This is a genomic window from Arthrobacter pascens, assembly GCF_017052465.1.
Taxonomy (GTDB): domain Bacteria; phylum Actinomycetota; class Actinomycetes; order Actinomycetales; family Micrococcaceae; genus Arthrobacter; species Arthrobacter pascens.
The window spans coordinates 63,845-82,484 of sequence record NZ_JAFHKT010000138.1 but is presented as its reverse complement, the minus strand read 5'-3'; the positions used below and the strand labels follow the sequence as shown (position 1 = coordinate 82,484).

The following is an 18,640-nucleotide window of genomic DNA, read 5'->3' as shown; positions in this document are numbered from 1 at the left end:
CCTCCCGAAGGAAACAGAAATGACCACCAGTGATGATGAGCTCCGCAGGATGCTGGAGCAGACCCTTGTACCTCCCCTCGGAGTGACCGAACTCGACCCCAGTCCCGTGAAGCGAGCCACCAGCCGGCTGGGAGACACGGCGGGGAGCATATCCGAGCTCTACCATGTGAATTCCGGCCTGACACCAGCCGGGGCAACACGACTGCTTCCGGAGGCGGCCGTGAAGACGGTCAAAGACTTCTACTTCAACACGGCGATGGAAGGCGCCAAGGAAATGGAGCGTCAGCGGTCCAACAACATCACGGACCTTCGCGCCGTAGCACCTGAACTCGAGCGGGTGCTGGCCCCGTGCTGGACGGTTCCCTACGTGGTGCCGGCACTCTTCGCCGTCGATGTGCTGGTCGTCGCGGCTGGAAAGCTGTGGAAACAGGTTCCGGGCGCGCCGCGGCTAATCTTCGAATCCATGTGGAGCGATGAACAGACGGTCGAACTGTCCCAAGCCATACCAGGATCACCGGATCTTACGGGGCCGGACCGCGCGCTCATCTTCATCACGGGGGCATTTGCACGGACCAGCTTTATCCAAGGCAACCGGACTTACCGCACCGCAGGCCTCAGCGCCGGGATAGTGGCTGGCGCGCTGATGCAGACGTGCTTCATGCCGCCGCCGATGTGGCGGCCGGTGCTGGTCGAGAATTTCGTAGACACCGACGTGAACCGCCTGATCAGAAACGACGGAACAGACCGGGGCGCACTGGCCATTCTGGCAATGTCAAAGGCCCCAGTACTGCGCCCCGACGCCGCTACCCAGGACCACCACATGGAGGCTTCAAAATGACAGCAACCAGCGGAACCCCAGTGAATCTGACGCTTTCACCGGTCGGCATCAACACAGATCCGGACCTGGCCAATGCCACGGACCAGCTTGAGCAGTTGCCGGAGCCGGCGCGGAAGGCCCTTTACGAGGTTATCCAGGCAGCCGTCGACGTCAGTACTGCGCGCCGCGACAAAGATGCCACGCTCGCTGAAGTCATACAGCAGGTGTTCGTGCGTTCTGTCGCGGAATTCTTTACGACCCAACGACAAAGCACCCAGATGCCGCCCGAACTTGTCCACAACATTCTCCCGGCGCCGGGGGCAACGGCCCTGCCCGCACCGGCAGAGACTCTGGAAATCGGGCTCGGCGATGTTCTCGACTCCCGCAAGTCGTCCCGCAACTTCTCAAACCGGCCGCTGTCCCAAACAGAACTGTCGACGCTGCTGCACTACGCTGCAGGAAAACGCGGGGTAGAGGCGGGCTACGGGATCAAGGACGTTCCATTGTTCCGGTACCCGAGCATCGGCGGCCTGAACTCCATTCAGGTCGGAATCATCGTCAACCGCGTAGACGGGCTCGAGAAGGGATTCTATGTCTACGACCCCGTCGGCCACGCCCTGACCCTCAAGGACCGCGGGGATATGCGGCTTGCCATACAGGAGGTTACCTTCGAATCCGAGTGGCTGTTCCACGCACCGATCGTGCTGGTCCTCATGCATGACGAAAACAAGGTGTCATGGAAATACAAGACGCGCGGGTACCGCTTCTCCCACGTCGATCTTGGCGCAGTTATGCAGAACATCTACCTCGTGGCAACCGGCCAAAACCTGGGCTGTTGTGCCGTCGCCGGGTTCTTCGATGAAGGGGCCAACAACTTCCTCCAGCTCGACGGCGTCACGAAGTTCGTGAGTTTGCTCATGGGAGTAGGCCCGGTCGGCCAGATCACTTTTGCCGAGGCAGAGTAATACCGTCCATGGATCAGGTGCTTCCCATTCTGCTGCTGCCGCTGCCGGTGCTCGGCGCGACCACCATGATGCTTGCCCTGCGACCGGGGTGGCGGCGGATCATCCCCGTCGCCTCGCCGGTGCTCTTGGCAATGTCCTGCGTGGTCGCGGCCTTCTGGGTGCTGGCCGTCCTGGGGGTCGGGATGGCGTCAGTCGATTCGGGTGCGGGCTGGCCGGTCATCCTCATGCTCACGGTGACCACCACCGCAGCCGGCGCGGCTGCATTCGGCGGGGAAAAGTGGCTGTCGGTCCGCTGGGGCCGGGGCAGGGCGCCGGCGGCAAACAGCATCGGCGCCCTGCCGGCGAGTCTCGCGTTTGTCCAGATGCCCTCACGCGACGAGTCATTCCGTGCCGTCAGGGCCATGGCCGCCAATCCCGCGCAGTTCACGTTCCTGACCGTGCTCACCGTCGCAGCCGAGGAATTCCTCTACCGGTATGTCATATTGCTGGTGTGTGTCCCTGCCGGGCTTGATCTTCTCGCTGGACTCGCCCTGCAGACGGTCCTGTACAGCCTCAATCACATTGCATTCGGGATCCCGGCCCTTATCGGAAAGCTTGGTTTCGGCCTGGTTCTTGGGGCCGGCACGCTGCTGTCCGGCAGCGTCATACCGGCCCTGGTTGCCCACCTCTGCTACCAGCTGCTGGTCGCCAGACAGTTCAGGACACGGAGCGTACAGCGCGCATGAAGACAAGTGAACAGGGCCCCGCAACCGGAACGGCCCGGATCTTCGACGGCTACCAAATGATCCCCGCTGCAGCCGGCGGTGATGCGACAGAAGGGACCTACACCCCGACCCTCGTCGACGGCGGCGTATCCCTCATGGGATACCGGGAGAGCCCCATGGATGCGGTGACGTCCGCCACCGATGCCATCGTCGAAAATTCCATCCGGCACGGCGTCGGCGTCATGCTTGACGACGGCAGCAGCTTTGAGGCGCTCTACCGGGCGCGGCGCACCGGCGTCGGCAGCACAATCATTGGTGGCGGCCCTATCCTTACTGACCTGCATCCGCGGACCGAAGCCGAACGCCAGGTCAGCACTGCCAACGACCTCCGGCGAAGCGTACGCAGCCTGCAGGCAGAAGAATCCCACTGGCTCAACCTCCGGACCAATGACCTCGATTTTCTCGGCCAGGCAATAACAGCCGCCCGCGAAGCGGGACTTAAAGTCTCCCTGCGCACATCGAAAATCAACGCCCTCGACGCCGCCCACCGCCAGGCAGACATGCTCATCGGCGCTTACCACTTGAACGGGATGCCGCCCGCCGGAGGGGCACGCGGAATCCTCGAACAATGGGCGGCAACTGATCCCGCCACCAATGACATGTCCTGTCGCCAGATTGCCGCTTCCGGCATGATCGTCACCAGCGGGCTGCTAACCATCCGCCGGTCGGCACTGCCCAAGGAAGCCCTCGGCAGCCCATTCCTGGAAGAACTGCTGCCGATCCTCCCTCATGTCAGGTATCTCATCGAAATGCGCAGGGCGGGGGGATACATGGCCGGCCGCCGCCAGTTGGCCAAACATACCGGATTCCAGGAGCCAACCGCGTCGCAGAAACAGCTCGCCCTACAGGGCTGGGAGATGCTGACAGCGGCAACGCGGACCTTCGTCCAGTACGACGGACGACTGCTTCCGGCATCCCACGGACCGGGCCTTGGAGTAGTACCAGGCCACGGCATCAAGGAAGAACTGACGCTCCTGGCCCACATCTACGGGGATACCGTCCTGGCACTTCGGCAGGGTACAGGTCTTGCCCGAACGTACCTAGGGGTTCCCCAGTGGTCGAAGGACAAAAGGACAGGGGACTCAGACAGCCTCTACACGTCGATGGAGATCACGCATCCAGACGTCGTCCTCGATCTTTGCAGGAAACCCAAAACCGGATAGGTGCTATACAGCAGGTACTATATCGCCAGTACTGTACATGGGATATAGTACCTGCATGGCCAAGGAAAAGGAGCTCGACGGCACCCTGAAGGACTGGGAGTCCGTCTTCCGGCAGGGCCTGCTGACGTTCTGGACATTCGTAGCGCTGGACGCAGAATGGTACGACGTCGCAAGCCTGAAGAACCGGATCAAGCAGCTGACCAACGGCACCTACGACCCGGCTGACCAGACCCTGTACCGCCAGTTGCGCCGCCACTTGGACGTTGGCCTGGTGGAACTGCGGCTTGAAAGCAGCCCGGCCGGACCGCCGAAAAAGCTATACAGGCTCTCCGAACGCGGTCGCCGAGTCCTGGAGCAGTTCGCATATCGGAACATCCAACCGTTCTCGCAGCCCGAAGTCCAGAACGTCATCGAGAGGATTCAGACATGAACTTACAGGTCATCCTTCGCACTAACCTCAAGTGGTTTATTCTCGTCAACACGATCAGCACTCTCGTCTTTCTGCCGCTCCTCAACCACTTCGTGGTCACTGGAGCCCAGTTCGGGGCAGGCATCACCGGAGTCGCCTACGGTGCCATCTGGTTTATCAGCGGGCTCATAACGGGGATCGCGGACAACGCTGCCACCAGGCAATATCACCCGGGCATGAGCTATGCGGCGTTCTCCCTGCTCATAGCCATCATCGTCTTCCTGGCAGGCAAATTCTTTTGGCCCACCATCATGCCGCTGAGCTGGACCGCTGTCCTGGTGTACTCGCTCGTTTGCGCGGCAGTCATCGTCGTAATCCAACTCAGGGTCAGGCGGACCGACCAGGGATACACGGGTAAAGATCTTTTCGAGTAGGCGGGGCACTGCATGCATTGGGACCAGGCCGCAGCCTCGAACCGCTGGAACGGCGCAAACTAATACCTGGACCCATCCCCTCGCCGGAGAGGCTCGGCCTGTCGGGGGCGGCGGTAGCTGGTGGGGTTTGTGCCGTAGGCCCTGGTGAAGGCGGCGCTGAAGGTGAAGGCGTTGCTGTAGCCGACCTCGGCGGCGATGACGGCGGTCGTGGCGGCGCTGCTGGCCAGTCGGTCGGCGGCCAGGGCCAGGCGCCAGGCCGTGAGGTAGGTCATCGGAGGCTGCCCGACGGCGGTGTGGAACCGGGCAGCCAGGGTGGCCCGGGAGACGTGTGCTCTCCGGGCCAGTTCTGCGACCGTCCACGGTGCGGCCGGTTCATCGTGCAGCAGGGTCAGCGCCTTGGCAACCACAGGGTCGCGGGTGCCCGCCGCCCAGCTCGGGATGTCGAGTTTGCTGCGCTCGACACAGACGCGCACGAGGTGCAGCAGCAGCAAGTCCAGGACCCTGTCCAAGGCGCTCTCCTGCCCCAGGCCGGGGGAGGTGAGCTCACGCTCGAGCATACGGAGCAGGTCCGGGTCGGTTTCCTGTTCGGTGAAGGCCGCTAGGGCCGGGAGCGCGGAGGTGACCAGCCGGCCGGCCGCAGCTTCTGATTGGTAGGTGCCGATCAGCAGGATCGTTTCCCCGTGGGTGCTGTTGCCCCAGGTCCGCACGCCGTCGGCCATCGTGGTCTCCAGGTGGTCGCCGGCCGGGGTGTGGCAGGACTGGCCTGGGCCGATCACCACGCTGGGCACCCGGTCGGGGGTATCGGCGACCAAGTAAGGCGCTGGCCCACGTACTGTCGCAGCCTGTCCCGGGCTCAGGAGCTGTGGTGTGCCTCCCTGGCTGATGACCCATGCGTGCCCGCGGGCGACAACAATTACCGTCAGGGCGGCCCCGTCTTGAACGTCGATGGCGAACGGCGGATCCATCACGACGCGGAGAGTGAACGCGGCACGTGCCCGGGGCCCGGCGAGGAACGCCGATAAGGGATCCATGTCTCGAATTCTAGACGATGGAATATGGCTGATGGAGCTTGAAGCATTCATCGTCTATTGAGTGACTGGCAGTCTGGAGTCATGACGACGACATTCGCACCTGTACCTGCATCTGTACCTGCACCTGCCCCTGTTCTTGTCACCGGAGGCACTGGCCGTACCGGTGGCCGCGTCGCCAGACGCCTCATCGATCGGCACGTGGCTGTGCGGATCGGTTCACGAAACACGCCGGTACCCTTTGAATGGCACGACGCCGCTACCTGGAAGGCTGCCCTGGACGGGATGCGGGCAGCATACCTTTGCTATAGCCCCGACTTGGCCTTTCCGGGCGTCCCCGAGCTGATGGGCCGATTCGCCGGAGCTGCCGCGGACGCCGGGGTGCAGCGGCTGGTCCTTCTTTCAGGCCGCGGCGAGGACGGGGCCCGGGCCGCCGAGGATGCCGTGCGGGCCTGCGGGCTGGAGTGGACGGTGCTGCGCTGCTCGTGGTTCGCACAGAACTTCAGCGAACATTTCTTGCTGGGCCCGGTCCGCCGAGGCCGACTCCTGCTGCCTGGCGATGGCGCCGTTGCCGAACCATTTCTGGATCTGGATGACTTTGCCGATGTTGCTTCAGACGCCCTTACGGGCGAGAGCCACGTTGGGCAGGTGCTGGAGCTGACCGGCCCGCGCCTGCTTACCCTCCGTGAAGTTGCCCGGTGAGCTGTCGGCCGCCATGGGTCGGCCAGTTGAATTCGTGACCTGTAGCGCCCAGGACTTCGCGGCAGACGTTGCGAAGGACGGGATTCCCGCTGAGGAAGCTGTGCCCTTGGCGGGACTTTTCACCGAGATCCTTGACGGACGCAACGCCTTCTTGACCAACGACCTGGCGCAGGCCCTGGACCGCAAGCCCACCGACTTCAGCGCCTATGCGGCCCGCGCCGCAGCCACCGGCGTCTGGAACGCGCCCGCAGGGGTCCTGCTATGAGTGGCTGGCTGCCGGCGGCCGCCGGCACCGGCTCGGCTCTGGTCGGCGGCTTCTACCTGGCCTTCTCGGCAGTAGTGATGCCCGCGCTGCGCCGCAGGCCGGGCGGCGAAGCTGTTGAGACGATGGCGGTGATAAACGAAAACGCTGTGCGCCCGCCATTCACGGTTCTGTTCTTCGGCACCGCCGCTGCCTGCGCGGCGGTGCTCGTTGAAGCGGCCATCGACCCGCGAGCGCAGTCGCCGTTGAGGGTCGCCGGAGCGGCGGCCTACCTGGCGGGTTGGGCGTCAACCATGCTGATCAATGTCCCCCTCAACAACCGCCTGTCCCAGGGCGGAACGGGTCTTGAGCGACGGTGGCTTAGCTACGAGCGGCCCTGGACCAAGGCCAACCATCTCCGCGCGGCCCTCTCGATCGCAGGAGCCGCCGGACTCCTGGCCCCCACCATCTGAAGACCGAGGCGTCTGCATCAGTGCATCGCAAGGGTGAGATAGAGGGCTGCGAGGATGAACGCGAGTGGCGTCATGACGAGACGTTCTGATTTGCTGCGGGACACCCCGTTCAGCACCACACCCACTATGAAGTAGGCCGTCAGCACCCAAACAAGCACCGAAGTGAATGATTCATTGATCAAGGAGGGCGCGAAGTTGGCCTTCGCCAAGGCAACGTAGGCGAAGAGCCCGTACGTCGCTATGGACGCGGCGCTGGCGATCCGGAGCCGCGGAGGAAGGACGTTGTGTTGACCGCCCCAGGCCATTCGGCCAAGGGGCGCCCCGGCAATGAGGGCGCCCTGGAAGACGGCCAGGCCGGCCAGGATTAGGCAGGTGAGTACAGCCGAGAGCTCATCGATCGACACGGGCAGACCATCCTTTTCATTGCCCCTTCGCGGGCGGGAGTAGGCGGCAGAGGACACGGGCGCCGCGCACCTCCCTCCTGCCCGGGATCATACGCGTTGGGCGCCCGCCCGACCGTTCTCGACCCGGAATGAGGCGTCGACGACGGCCGGCGAGGCGGTGTCGGCGGCAGACGGCACGACGAGGTAGTCGCTGCGGAACTCGTCCGGGGTCACGGTGCATCGGGTCCAGCCGCGCTTGTCCGGGTTGATGTAGCTGGTGTGCGGGTTCGCCGGCAGGCCGTTCTTGATCGCCTGCGCCCAGCCGCAGCCGGAGCTGATTGAGGTTCCGACGAACTCTGTGGCCACCACCTTCGAGTCCGGATTGGCGTGGTCCAGCAGAACCTCGTTGACGAACGCGGAGTGCCAGTCTCCCGAAAGGACCACCGGGTTGGCCGGTGCCTGCTGGTCGATGAAGTTGGTGAGCCGGTTGCGCGAGACCACGTAGCCGTCCCACTGGTCGTGGTTGACCGAAAGAGTCTCCGAGGGGTCGTAGTCATACTGGGCGATCATCGTCTGCTGCGCGATGACGTTCCAGCGGGCGGAGGACGAAGCCAGGCCCTGGAAGAGCCACCGCTCCTGCTCATCACCCATCAGGGTGCGTGAGGGATCGTACACGTCCGGGTGCTGCGGGCCGCCGGGGAAGTTTTCGGTCAGCTGGTCCGAGCGGTATTGGCGCGTGTCCAGCACGTGGATCTTCGCCAGGTTGCCGTAGTCCAGGCTTCGGTGCAGAACCATGTCCGGGCCGGTCGGCCGCTGCGGCCGACGCAGCGGAAGGTGCTCGTAGTAGGCCTGGAAGGCGTTGGCCCGCAGCTGCAGGAACCGTTGCGGATCGTTGGAGGCCTCTCCGTCTGGCTGGGAGACGCCGTCGGCCCAGTTGTTCTCGATCTCGTGGTCGTCGAAGGTCACGACGAAGGGGAACCGGGCGTGCGCGGCCTGCAGGTCCACCGAGCTCTTGTACTTCGCATGGTTGTTGCGGAAGTCAGCCAGCGTCTCGTGGTTTCTGCCCTCGTAGGTGTAGTCACCCACGTGGACGACGAGATCCAGATCCTCCTGCGCCATGGTGCGGTACGCCGCATACCGGCCTCCGGACCAGGACTGGCACGACGCCAGGCCGAAAGCAATCCTGCCCGGGACAGAGCCGGCCGCAGGCGCCGTCCGGGTGTGGCCGACAGGGCTCTCCTCGCTGCCGATGCGGAAGCGGAACCAGTAGTCCGCTGACGGGCGCAACCCGTCCACTTCGGCGTGAACCGAATGCGCCAGTTCTGGCGTGGCGGTCTCACGGCCGGCCTTGACCACGGTCCGGAAGTCCGGGTCCGTGGCTACCTGCCAGCTCACCTGGACCTGGTACGGCGGCATGCCCCCCATCCCGTCTGGCGCCTGCGGCTCAGGCGCCAGCCGGGTCCACAGCACGACGCCCCCGGATGTCGGGTCACCCGAGGCCACCCCGAGGGTGAAGGGGTTCTGCGGGAAGCTCGGCGCGGCCCACGCGGGCGCCGCGGAAAAGCCGTAGACGGCCGCAGTCGCGACCGCCCCGCCGGAAATTGCGAGGAAGCCGCGGCGGGACGTGGCGAAGGGGCGGGGCATGATGTCTCCTGGGGGTGTGGGGCTTGTCACCTCCATTCAGGCAATGGGACCTTAGCCGCCCGTGTATCGCCGGTGAACGGCGTCAGAACGTTTCCTTGACGAACCGCTGCGTCGCTGCTGCTGTACCGCTTCGACGTCAACGTCCGGTCATCGCTGGTACTCGGCCCGCGGAGAGCCCCACACCGGCTGAGGTGGGTGCGGGGCTCTCGAAGGTCCACCACGGCCGTGGATGTCGCGATGCCCCTACCTGAAGGGTAGAAGGACGGGCGACAATCAGCTCCAACGCATGCTGAACACTTGGTGAAGAATTGCTCGAGGCGCTGGCTCCGCTGGAACCTCCAAAATGTGCGGTCAGGCCGAGGAGTGACCGGCTCTCCGGTCCCAGTATCAGCCGGCTTCGCTGGCTCAGCAGCGGTTACTCAGGGGTCTCGTCCCGGTCGCACTGGACCCGGGTGGATCTGTTCAGTTCAGGGATAGCTGGGCCTTCTTGCCCCGCTTCCGTCCTGCCAGCCATCCAGGCAACGCTGCATCCAGCTCTTCGGCTTTCTCCGAGCTGAGTTTGCCGCGGCGCAGTTTGAACCGCTGGGTGTGAAGCCAGAAACCGAGTTCATGTTCCTGTTCTGTGTCGGCGGCCTTGCGGCGCGGCCAGTCGTTACCGCCCAGGCGATATGCCACCAGCGCAGCCAATTGGTCCCTCCAGATGGCGTCACCGGCCACGTCGCGGGGTTTGCGCTGCCAGTCCGGCAGCACAGCGAGCCCGTCACGGAGCTCCGGGGCAAGGATTCCGGCACGGGCGTCACGCCGGCGGCGGCGCAGCTACGCCGCCAGCTTTCGCTCGGACGCATCGTCAGAGTGCCGGGACGGGTAGCGGCCCGTTTCCTGGACCATCAGGATCACGTGGTGCATGTTCGGCGATCTTCTTGCCGGACAGACCGTTCCGGCACAAGAGCACCGACACAGGATTCGCCTCCGCCTCAGGGACTGCACGGACAGGACAGCGCAGGACCGACAGCATCTCCAGGTCAAGGAGCTGGCGGGTTCCAGTCCGGGCATCCGAAATCCAGAAAAGCTCCAGCGCCGGAACAACAGCGAGCACGCGGCCGCGGTGCAAAACCCGCCCGTCCCGCTGTGCTTCTACATGATCTCCGACGGACAGCTCAGAACAGGAACGCACTACTGCATGTGCGGTCATCATGGGCTCCTCCCTGCATGCGTGTTTGAGTCCAGTGTGGGCCGCCACGGTGGCCCAGGGGTTTCTATCCCATGACTTCTGCGTATCAGGCGGTCGGGGTCACTCGCTCAGCGGCCCCCACCGGTCTCCGTAAGTGAGTTCGGCGGCTCGTCGCGCCGTTCATGAGTCAGCCCGTAGGGGACATCGCGGCTTACAGCGACGGTGTAGCGGGTATATCCGTGCTGAGTGACGAGGATGCCGTGGCGGCGTTCCTTCATGGCGTGTTCGCGGGCGATCTCTACTGCGGCGTTCAGGTCATTTTCGACGGAGTGCGGGTCGTGGGCGGTGACTTCCAGGACGACGTCAGAATGGCGCTTGATCATGGTGGTCTCTTTCTCGTCGGGATGTGCCGGGGTTCTCGGTGGGCACAGGCTTCCGGGCCCGGGCATAGCCGGGGAGGCGGAAAGCGGTGGTTGCAGAGGGGGCCCGGCATTCTCTGATGGGGCGGTGGCTGCCGGCCGCAGATACTCGGCGGGCTGGATCGGCGGAAGCAATCTCCTGCGGATCTGTAGCCAGTGTGGACGATCAGTGGGGCGGGCGCAATACAAAGGCAGAAAATTTCGGCTGTGATGTTCGTCCCGGTGTTCATTGAGGCATGCGCAGCTTCCCGGGGAAGGCGGTTGCTGCTCGGGTTGCCGGCCCTATGGGACAGGGTTTGGGAGAACGGCCAGCTTGTCGGCCACGAGCCTGCCATCGTGGATGACGGTGCGGTCGGTGCCCCGATCCATGATGGTGCTCGTGATGGTCTCGCCGTCGACCAGGACGATGTCGGCCCGGTCGCCAGGAGCCAGGCCGGGCCGGTCGTCGGGGCTGGTGAGCCGCTGGACGGTGCGGTCCATGATGGACGCGCCCCCGACGGTGGCGATCGCCGCGCAGTGTTCGATCAGCGGGTCCTTGCGCAGCCGGTGCGTAAAGGCCAGTTGCCACGTGCGGTCGAGCATGTCGCAATTGCCGTACGGGCTCCAGTAGTCCCGCTGGCCGTCCTCGCCCAAACCGATACGGATCCCGGCGTCGGTCATCCCGGCCAGGTCGAACTGTGTGCCTCCACTCGCCGGGGCGACCGTTGCCCAGGCAACGTCAAGCTCGGCCATCTGCTCCACGAGCCGGGCGGTGACGTCGGGGTGGACGTTGGCCAGATCGTAGGCGTGGGACAGTGACACGCGCCCCTGCATGCCCAGCGCTCGCGTTCGCTCGAAGACAAGTTCAGTGCTGAAGACCCCCATGTGGCCAGGCTCGTGCAGGTGAATGTCGACGTCGACCCCGTACTTTGCAGCCAGGCCGAAGACGATGTCCAGGTGGCGGACCGGGTCACGGTCCAGCTGGCAGGGATCAATGCCGCCGACGGTTGTCGCGCCCGCGCGGAGGGCCTCCTCGACGAGCGGGACAGTTCCGTCCTCCAGCAGGAGGCCTGCCTGGGGGAAAGCCATAACCTCGACGTCGGCGGCGTGGGCGAAGCGCTCCTTCGCGGCCATGACTGCCTCGAAGCGCTCAAGCTTGCAGTCCACATCGATCTGGGCGTAGGAACGGACGCGCGTGGTGCCCCGCGCAATCATCCGCTCCAGAGTTCCCGCTACGACCTCGGTGTACGGGACGGGGGTGTCGCGCCAGTTTTCCCGGTCATTGCGCATCATGTTCCACACGCCGGGTGAGGCGGTGTGCTCCCGGAACGGCAGCCCGATCCGGGTCGAATCGAGGTGCACGTGCACATCCGTGAATGCAGGCAGGGCGATCCGCCCGCGCCCGTCGACTGTCTCGCCTGCGCCGTGGGCTACCCCGACGGCGGCACCCGCCGGGTGAACGGCCGCGATCTTCCCCTCGCGAAGCTCGAGGTCTGCGGCGTCCCCGCCCCAAGGGCGGACATTGGTGATGAGCATGATCATTCCTTACGGTACGGGCTGTGAACGACGGCGGGGAAGGCACCGACCCCCAACGGACCGGTGCCTTCCCTGCCGCACCATGGACTAGAAATGGAAGGCAGCCTGCGCGATGACTGCCGCGGCGACGAAGCTCGCCGTGAAGGTCATCAGGGCGACGATGACAATCTTCCAGCTCAATGAGCGCAGCGCCTTCACATCACGGCCGAGCGACATGCCGATCAGGGCGATCATGGGAAGGCCCGCGAACAGCACGTTGATGTGCTGTGTGCTGGAGGCGATGAATGGGCCGATGGGCACGAACGTTGCGGAGGCAATGGTCGCCAAGGCCAAGACCCAGATGCTGGACGGGACCACCGGCACGAGCTTCGCAAGCACCAGTGCGATGGCAGTGAGAACCAGCAGGATGAGCACGCCCACCACATCCAACGGCCGGGCAGTACCCGTGCCAAGGGCGTTAAGCAGGACACCGGCCACTCCGGTCGCGGCGAACGCGAGGAGCCACGTCCTGGGGGTCCGGACAACAACGGGATCCTCTTCGATGCCGTTGACGTCTACGGTGTCGACTTCGGCGGCCTCGCCGGAGTCGTCGGCCAGTGACCCGCCCGGGCATGCCGAGACGGAGCCGCCCGCTTCCGTTCCAGCCGCCGCCCCAATGAGAGCCCCGCGGCGGACACGGCGGCCGAGGTCGTCCCGTCCGAAGATGCGGGACCACATCTTGTAGAGCTTCTGGCACATCGGCAACGCGATAAAGACACCGGCGTAGAAGCCGACGATGTTCGTGACGAGGTTGGACAGGGCAGCGAGGGCCATGATCTCGCCAGCCATTTCCGGGTACAGGATGGACAGGGCGCCGACGCCGCCGAGCATCATGGACGCGGATCCCAGTCCGAGGCCCAAGGCGAGGGCGCGGGGGTCAAAGAAGTCCAGTCCGCCGAGAAGTCCGGCCAGGAGCGAGATAAACACGGCGCCGAAGACGCTGCCCAGCACCCATACGGCGAACACGCCGCGGTACTCGGGGGAGCGGACGCCGAAGCGCTGGATGGCGAAGGCGAGGTAGGACTCGCGGTCGATCGACCAGGTGGCCCCGACCGCAGTGCGGCCCAACCCCAGGGCAACCGCGACCGGCAGGGCCAGGATTACCGTTCCGACCACGTGCCCCACCTCCTGCAGGAGTATCGCGGGGCCGAGGCCGGTGAACTTCGTCAGTGACGGGCCAATTTGTGTGCCGAGGCCTGCCAGGAAGAAAACAATGGATACGTCCATCAGGTGTGTGGAGACCGCACGCGCTCGCCCTCCGATGGGTTTCCATCGTTGGACTCCGAGGAATCCGCCGATGAGAACGGTCCACAGGATGGGCATCAGGACGATGGCGGCCGGGCCGAGGTGGAACTTGTGCGTTCCGATAGTGATGGCTACGGCACAGACGGCGGTGGAGAGCGCGATCATCGTGAGCCACATGCCGGGACGGGCACGGAAGGAACGCGCGGGTGCTGTGTCCAGTAAGGCGGGCGCGGGGCCGACTGAGGTCTTCGCTTCATTGCGCATGACGCAGGCCTTTCGAGGGAACGAGGGGGAGGGGAAACATTGCCTTCCACATTGCGGAAGTTGACTTTCGGTATACCAAATGACTGTATACTCGTGTCCATTGAGAGGCAAGTCACATTTTTTTCGGTGCGGGTTCACCCGGCCCCATGTGCAAGGAGGCACGCATGTACAAGAAGATCTCTGCCCGGTACGTTCTGGGGTTCGACGGGACGCGGCACACCCTCATCGAGGACGGCGAAGTGGTCTTCGATGGAGATTCCATCGTCTTCGTGGGGCGCCACTACGAAGGCCGGGTCGAGGAGGAGCGCGACTACGGCCAGAGCCTGGTCATACCCGGCCTGATAGATCTGGATGCCCTCGCCGACATCGATCACCTCATCCTTGACTCGTGGCCTGCCCCCGATGTTGCCGCTGGCCACCTCTGGTCGGAGGACTACTTCGCCAACCGTCGCCGGGACGTGTTCACGCCGTCCGAGCGCGCCACGGTCCGCGAATTCGCCCTGGCGCAGCTTGCACTGCACGGCATTACGACCTTCATGCCCATTGCCTCCGAGATCCACAGTTCCTGGGCTGAAGGCCTCGACGAGCTGGTGGACATGGCAGAGACGAGCCGGCGGATCGGACTGCGCGGCTACCTCGGCCCCGCCTACCGGTCGGGGGTCCATGTCACCACTGCCGCAGGCGGCCGCGAAGTCCACTTCGACGAGGCCTGGGGGCTTGCGGGTCTTCGCGACGCAGAGCGCTTCATGGACCACGCCGCCAGCCTCGCAGACCCGCTAGTTACCGGCGTTCTGCTGCCGTGCCGCATCGAGACCCTGTCCGAAGAACTCATGCGGCAGACGGCGCGGATAGCCCGGGAGCGGGACGCGCTCGTCCGGCTCCACTGCCTCCAGTCCCCGCTCGAGAACGAGCTTCTGCAGCGTTCCGCCGGACGCGGCGTCCTGGAACTGCTCGAATCGACCGGCCTGTTCGGCACTCGCTTGCTGATCCCGCATGGTGTCGTGATCAACGGCAAGGACCTCGCCGCGTCCTCCCACGGAGGCCCGCTGGACTTGCTGGCCCGGCACGGCGTCAGCATTATCCACTGCCCGCTGACGTCCTTCCGCTACCAGAAGCAGCTTGTTTCGTTCGACCGCTTCCGCGAGGCAGGAGTCAACCTGTGCCTGGGTACGGACTCATTTCCGCCGGACCTGGTGCGCGGCATGGACGTCGGCATGCACCTGACCCGGCTGGTCGAGGAGAGGCCGGACGCCGGGGCCCTGGCCGACTACTTCGACGCCGCCACCATCGGCGGCGCGCGTGCCCTCGGACGGGCCGACCTGGGGAGGCTTGCCCCCGGGATGCAGGCCGACATCACGGTCCTCTCCCTGGGCCACTTCGGCGATGGCGTCGTCGAAGACCCACTGCGCACGCTGGTGCTCAATGGCACGGCGCGCCAGGTGACGGATACCTTCGTGGCCGGGCAGCCCGTGGTGGTCGGCGGCACCCTGCCCGGCATCGACCTGCAGGCGCTGCGGGCCGAGGGACAGCGCCTCTTCGACCAGATGCGGGCGGCCTACTCGGTGCGGGATGCCCAGCGCAGGACGCCCGGCGAGCTGTTTCCTCCGGCCTACCCGCGTGCGGAAGTCTCCACTCCGGTCACGGTCCCGTGAGGACCTGAACTCTAAAACTGAGTGTCCGGCCGCTATTGGTTTGGTATACCAAACGCGCTATTGTGGATGTGAAAGAGGGCTGCCGGCTCGCTGGGGAAGCGCATCGGCCCTCAGTAAAAGAACACCCCATTGACCTGTTGCCATCGGGCCCGCGTTCCTTCCGGGAGGGCCCTTCTAATTGGAGAAATAATATGTGCCTGCACGACCACACCCCTGCTGCCCTGCCTCCCGCCGCAGTTCCGCGCCGCGGCATCCTGGCCGGGGCGGCTGCCCTCGCCGGAATCTCAGTGGCGAGTCTTGCTGCCCAGCTGGGAGGTGCCCCGGCGGCGCAGGCCGTGGACAACCCCTCGAGCCCGGGCCGCACCGGCCACCCCGCTTCGCCCCCGCCCATGATCATTGAGGGCGGCACCATAGTTGACCCCAAGACGGGCGATGCAGTGGTAGACGGAGTCCTCGTGCTCGAAGATGGCAAGGTCACCGCGGCGGGCAGCCGCGAGGAAACACGGCGTGCCGTAGCCGCCCTTGCCGGCCGCGCCCGCATCGTGGATGCCTCCGGACGGTGGGTCCTTCCCGGCCTGATCGACGTGCATGTCCATGCGAACGCGCTTTCGGATGCGCGGGCCATCCTGCAGGGCGGAGCGACCAGCGTCAGGAGTGGTTCAAGCAGCTTCTATCAGGACGTCGCCCTTGCTGCCCTGCCAGCCTGGGCGGCCGGCGCTTCGCCCCGGATGAGCCCGGCGGGGCTGTTCATTTCACCCGAACTGGGCGACTCCCTCCTCGCAGACCCGGACCTTGCCCCGCTCGCCTCCCTGTCCGGGGGAGTCACCGAACCGGCGGACCTTGCATACCTCACCCGCGTCAACCTGAAGCGCGGCGCCCAGGTGATCAAGACCCGGGCCAACCCCCGCGCGGGCCTGCCGGAACAGGACCCCCGGAAACTGGTCTACACCTACGAGCAGCTCTCCGCGGTGGTCAAGGCCGCAGGCAACGCCGGGGTCCTGTGCCATGCCTACAGCGCGGAGGGGATAGACGGCGCGGTACGGGCAGGTGTGAGGAGCGTCGAGCACGGCGTCTTCGTCAGCGAGGAGACCATCTCCCGGATGGCAAGGCGGGGGACCTACTTCACTCCCACCCTGGATGCCATCACGAGCATGGCTGGCTCGGCCAACCCCATCCTTGCCGCCCGTGGCAAGGAGTACACCCCCATCATCAAGGCAGCAGTGAAGGCTGCCCATGAAGCCGGAGTAACCGTGGTCGCAGGAACGGACTCCTTCGGCGCCGATGTGACTCCGATAGGCACGGAGGCGCGCCTGCTGGGTGAGGCCGGGCTTTCACCCCTGGACGCATTGAGGGCTGCGACAGTAAATGCCGCCGCCTTGCTCGGTTGGAGCGGGAATGCAGGACGGCTGGTGCGCGGTTCCTTCGCAGACGCAGTCATTGTGGACTCTGATCCTTTGGCCAGCGCTGCGGCCCTGGAGAAGATCAGTGCCGTGGTGGCACAGGGAGTCCTTGTCCGGAATGACCTTTGATCGATCGCTACTTGTACCGGCGCATTTCACGTGCCGCCGTCCTCCTGCCCGGGCCCATGAGGCCCACCATCCAGAAAGCAACCCATGACCCTGATCCTTAAGGCCTCCGAGCTCCAGGCCCTCGCCGACATGCCAGGGACCATCGCCGCCGTCGAACGCGTTTTTGCCGGCCTCAGCCGGGGGACGGCTGTCCAGCCGGCGCCGGATTCCCTTCTCTTGCCGTCCTCGGATGCCAGGTTCCTGCCGATGGCAGCGCTGTCCGGCGCCGAGGAGCTGGCATCCGTGAAGCTCCTGGCGGACATCCCGGCAAACCGGGAATCCAGCCTGCCCACACAGCGGTCCACCATCATGTTGGTCTCCCAGCTGACCGGCGAAACCCTGGCCATCCTGGACGGCAAAGTCCCCACGCGGGTCCGCACTGCCGCTGCCAGTGCAGTAGCGACGAAGCTCCTTGCGAGGCCAGCCAGCACCACCCTGGGACTCATTGGTGCGGGCGCCCTGGCCGTGACACATGTGGAAGCCATGCTGGCTGTTCTTCCGATTGAAAACGTCGTGGTGTGGTCCCGTTCCGCGGACACCGTCGCTGCCTTCTGTAGCGAGATTTCCCACTACGGCCTGAACATCACCCGGGCGTCCAGCGTGCGTGAAGTTGTGGAAAGCGCCGACGTGCTCTGCACCCTCACGCCGGCCGTTGAGCCCCTGGTGAGGGGCGAGTGGTTCCAGCCAGGACTGCACGTGAACGCGGTCGGATCCCGCCCCCGGGCTGACCACCGGGAGATCGATTCGGCGGGCATGGTGAGGGCGAGGGTTTTCGTGGACAGCCTCCCGACGGCCAGAGCCAAATCGGGTGCGCTGATCATTCCAGTGGCCGAAGGTGCAATGACGTTCGAGGATGTGGCAGCCGAGCTGGGTGACGTGGTGACCGGGACCAGGGCGGGACGCCAGGGCGATGACGACGTAACCTTGTTCAATTCGGTTGGTATCGGTCTGCAGGATCTTGCCATCGGGCGGCTCCTGTACCGCGCCGCGCTCAAACGGGGTGTTGGCACCCGCGTGGCCCTGAATAATTGAGAAGACGCGGATCTAAGACTCACAGGTAACAATGGAGGCACGAATGACAGTCCAAACGGAATCTCCCGGGTCCTCGGCTGACATTGCCCGCGCACGGATCCGGGAGCTGATCATCTCAGGCGATTTCGCGCCAGGGTCCCGGCTCCGAGAACGTGACCTGTCCGAAACCCTGGCTGTTTCCCGGATTCCCGTCCGGGAAGCACTCCAGCAGCTTGAAGCCGAAGGCTTCATTGACGCCTCCCCGCGGCGTGGTGCCACCGTCAAACAGATCACGCTGAACGACGTCAACGAACTCTTTGATGTGCGGCTCAGTCTGGAAGTCCTCGCCGCGCGCCTGGCTGCCCAGGCGGCGGCAAGGGGCCAGTCTCCGCTGCGGCTGCAGCAGATGATGGACCAGGCAGAGGAAGCAACCCGGCGCCACGACCATGCGCAAATACCACTCATCAACACCGCCCTGCACGCCGAGATTGTGGCGATGGCGGGGAACTCACTGCTGGAATACTCCATGAAACCTCTCCTGGGCAGGATGCAGTGGCTGTTCACGCTGACAGGGCATCGCGACCCCAACGTTCAGTGCGCTGAGCACCTCAGCCTGTGCAAGGCCATCTATGACGGCAAGGCGGACCTGGCAGCGGCGCTGGCCTTTGCGCACGTTGAGTTGGGCCGTGAACCGTCGCTCCAGGGACTGGCTGAGCGTCTGCCCGAAAGCTGA

20 protein-coding genes are annotated in these 18,640 nt (G+C 65.1%); 13 read left to right on the top strand and 7 right to left on the bottom strand.

Going from position 1 to position 18,640, the window contains the following annotated elements; genetic code table 11:
• Positions 1-19: 19 nt before the first annotated feature.
• From JYA52_RS11655 to JYA52_RS11630, 6 genes are read left to right on the top strand one after another with little or no spacing between them, the layout of a single operon-like run.
• Positions 20-838, top strand: coding sequence for a nitroreductase family protein (locus JYA52_RS11655; protein ID WP_205653346.1), 819 nt, complete (start codon positions 20-22; stop codon positions 836-838).
• Positions 835-1,782 carry a SagB/ThcOx family dehydrogenase gene (locus JYA52_RS11650; protein WP_205653345.1) on the top strand — a complete coding sequence of 316 codons (948 nt, stop codon included), beginning with the start codon at positions 835-837 and terminating at the stop codon, positions 1,780-1,782. Before JYA52_RS11655 ends, JYA52_RS11650 begins: the two co-directional genes overlap by 4 nt.
• A gap of 8 nt (positions 1,783-1,790) precedes the next feature.
• The gene (locus JYA52_RS11645) at positions 1,791-2,507 is read left to right on the top strand and encodes a CPBP family intramembrane glutamic endopeptidase (RefSeq protein ID WP_205653344.1); all 717 of its coding nucleotides are present in this window, start codon (positions 1,791-1,793) and stop codon (positions 2,505-2,507) included.
• Positions 2,504-3,709 carry a hypothetical protein gene (locus tag JYA52_RS11640; protein ID WP_205653343.1) on the top strand — a complete coding sequence of 402 codons (1,206 nt, stop codon included), beginning with the start codon at positions 2,504-2,506 and terminating at the stop codon, positions 3,707-3,709. Before JYA52_RS11645 ends, JYA52_RS11640 begins: the two co-directional genes overlap by 4 nt.
• Before the next feature lie 55 nt (positions 3,710-3,764).
• Positions 3,765-4,139, top strand: coding sequence for a PadR family transcriptional regulator (locus JYA52_RS11635; RefSeq protein WP_205653342.1), 375 nt, complete (start codon positions 3,765-3,767; stop codon positions 4,137-4,139).
• The gene (locus tag JYA52_RS11630) at positions 4,136-4,552 is read left to right on the top strand and encodes a hypothetical protein (RefSeq protein WP_205653341.1); all 417 of its coding nucleotides are present in this window, start codon (positions 4,136-4,138) and stop codon (positions 4,550-4,552) included. The genes JYA52_RS11635 and JYA52_RS11630 overlap by 4 nt, the downstream gene beginning before the upstream one ends.
• A 59-nt stretch (positions 4,553-4,611) precedes the next feature.
• On the opposite strand, the gene JYA52_RS11625 is transcribed toward JYA52_RS11630, so the two are convergent.
• Positions 4,612-5,583, bottom strand: a complete 972-nt coding sequence (locus JYA52_RS11625; protein WP_205653340.1) for an AraC family transcriptional regulator — start codon at positions 5,581-5,583, stop codon at positions 4,612-4,614.
• A gap of 81 nt (positions 5,584-5,664) precedes the next feature.
• Here JYA52_RS11625 and JYA52_RS11620 point away from each other — a divergent pair, with 81 nt between their 5' ends.
• From JYA52_RS11620 to JYA52_RS11610, 3 genes are read left to right on the top strand one after another with little or no spacing between them, the layout of a single operon-like run.
• A complete protein-coding gene (locus JYA52_RS11620) occupies positions 5,665-6,282 on the top strand; it encodes an SDR family oxidoreductase (RefSeq protein WP_205653339.1) in 618 nt (205 codons plus the stop codon).
• A 34-nt stretch (positions 6,283-6,316) separates the two neighbouring features.
• Positions 6,317-6,547 (top strand): hypothetical protein, encoded by a 231-nt coding sequence (locus JYA52_RS11615; protein ID WP_205653338.1) that lies wholly within the window; start codon positions 6,317-6,319, stop codon positions 6,545-6,547.
• Positions 6,544-6,996: an anthrone oxygenase family protein gene (locus tag JYA52_RS11610; protein ID WP_205653337.1), complete on the top strand. Its 453-nt coding sequence runs from the start codon at positions 6,544-6,546 to the stop codon at positions 6,994-6,996. The genes JYA52_RS11615 and JYA52_RS11610 overlap by 4 nt, the downstream gene beginning before the upstream one ends.
• 17 nt (positions 6,997-7,013) lie before the next feature.
• On the opposite strand, the gene JYA52_RS11605 is transcribed toward JYA52_RS11610, so the two are convergent.
• The 6 genes from JYA52_RS11605 to JYA52_RS11580 all read right to left on the bottom strand — a co-directional run bounded on the left by JYA52_RS11605 (position 7,014) and on the right by JYA52_RS11580 (position 13,676).
• Positions 7,014-7,400 carry a hypothetical protein gene (locus JYA52_RS11605; RefSeq protein WP_307869361.1) on the bottom strand — a complete coding sequence of 129 codons (387 nt, stop codon included), beginning with the start codon at positions 7,398-7,400 and terminating at the stop codon, positions 7,014-7,016.
• A gap of 87 nt (positions 7,401-7,487) precedes the next feature.
• Complete coding sequence (locus JYA52_RS11600; protein WP_205653336.1) at positions 7,488-9,023, bottom strand: alkaline phosphatase D family protein; 1,536 nt, start codon at positions 9,021-9,023, stop codon at positions 7,488-7,490.
• A 462-nt stretch (positions 9,024-9,485) separates the two neighbouring features.
• Positions 9,486-9,773 carry a helicase associated domain-containing protein gene (locus tag JYA52_RS11595; protein WP_205653335.1) on the bottom strand — a complete coding sequence of 96 codons (288 nt, stop codon included), beginning with the start codon at positions 9,771-9,773 and terminating at the stop codon, positions 9,486-9,488.
• A gap of 549 nt (positions 9,774-10,322) precedes the next feature.
• Positions 10,323-10,577, bottom strand: coding sequence for a hypothetical protein (locus tag JYA52_RS11590; RefSeq protein ID WP_205653334.1), 255 nt, complete (start codon positions 10,575-10,577; stop codon positions 10,323-10,325).
• 318 nt (positions 10,578-10,895) lie between these two features.
• On the bottom strand, positions 10,896-12,128 hold the full coding sequence (locus JYA52_RS11585; protein ID WP_205653333.1) for an amidohydrolase family protein: 1,233 nt from the start codon (positions 12,126-12,128) through the stop codon (positions 10,896-10,898).
• A gap of 87 nt (positions 12,129-12,215) precedes the next feature.
• Entirely contained in the window at positions 12,216-13,676 is a 1,461-nt protein-coding gene (locus JYA52_RS11580) for a DUF3100 domain-containing protein (protein ID WP_240460231.1), read from the bottom strand.
• Positions 13,677-13,840: 164 nt separating this feature from the next.
• Between JYA52_RS11580 and JYA52_RS11575 the strand changes: the two genes are divergently transcribed.
• From JYA52_RS11575 to JYA52_RS11560, 4 genes are all read left to right on the top strand, one after another.
• Complete coding sequence (locus JYA52_RS11575; RefSeq protein ID WP_205653332.1) at positions 13,841-15,328, top strand: amidohydrolase family protein; 1,488 nt, start codon at positions 13,841-13,843, stop codon at positions 15,326-15,328.
• Between the two features lie 191 nt (positions 15,329-15,519).
• Positions 15,520-16,857, top strand: a complete 1,338-nt coding sequence (locus tag JYA52_RS11570; protein ID WP_205653331.1) for an amidohydrolase family protein — start codon at positions 15,520-15,522, stop codon at positions 16,855-16,857.
• An 84-nt stretch (positions 16,858-16,941) separates the two neighbouring features.
• The gene (locus JYA52_RS11565) at positions 16,942-17,928 is read left to right on the top strand and encodes an ornithine cyclodeaminase family protein (RefSeq protein ID WP_205653330.1); all 987 of its coding nucleotides are present in this window, start codon (positions 16,942-16,944) and stop codon (positions 17,926-17,928) included.
• A gap of 43 nt (positions 17,929-17,971) precedes the next feature.
• On the top strand, positions 17,972-18,640 hold the full coding sequence (locus JYA52_RS11560) for a GntR family transcriptional regulator (protein ID WP_205653329.1): 669 nt from the start codon (positions 17,972-17,974) through the stop codon (positions 18,638-18,640).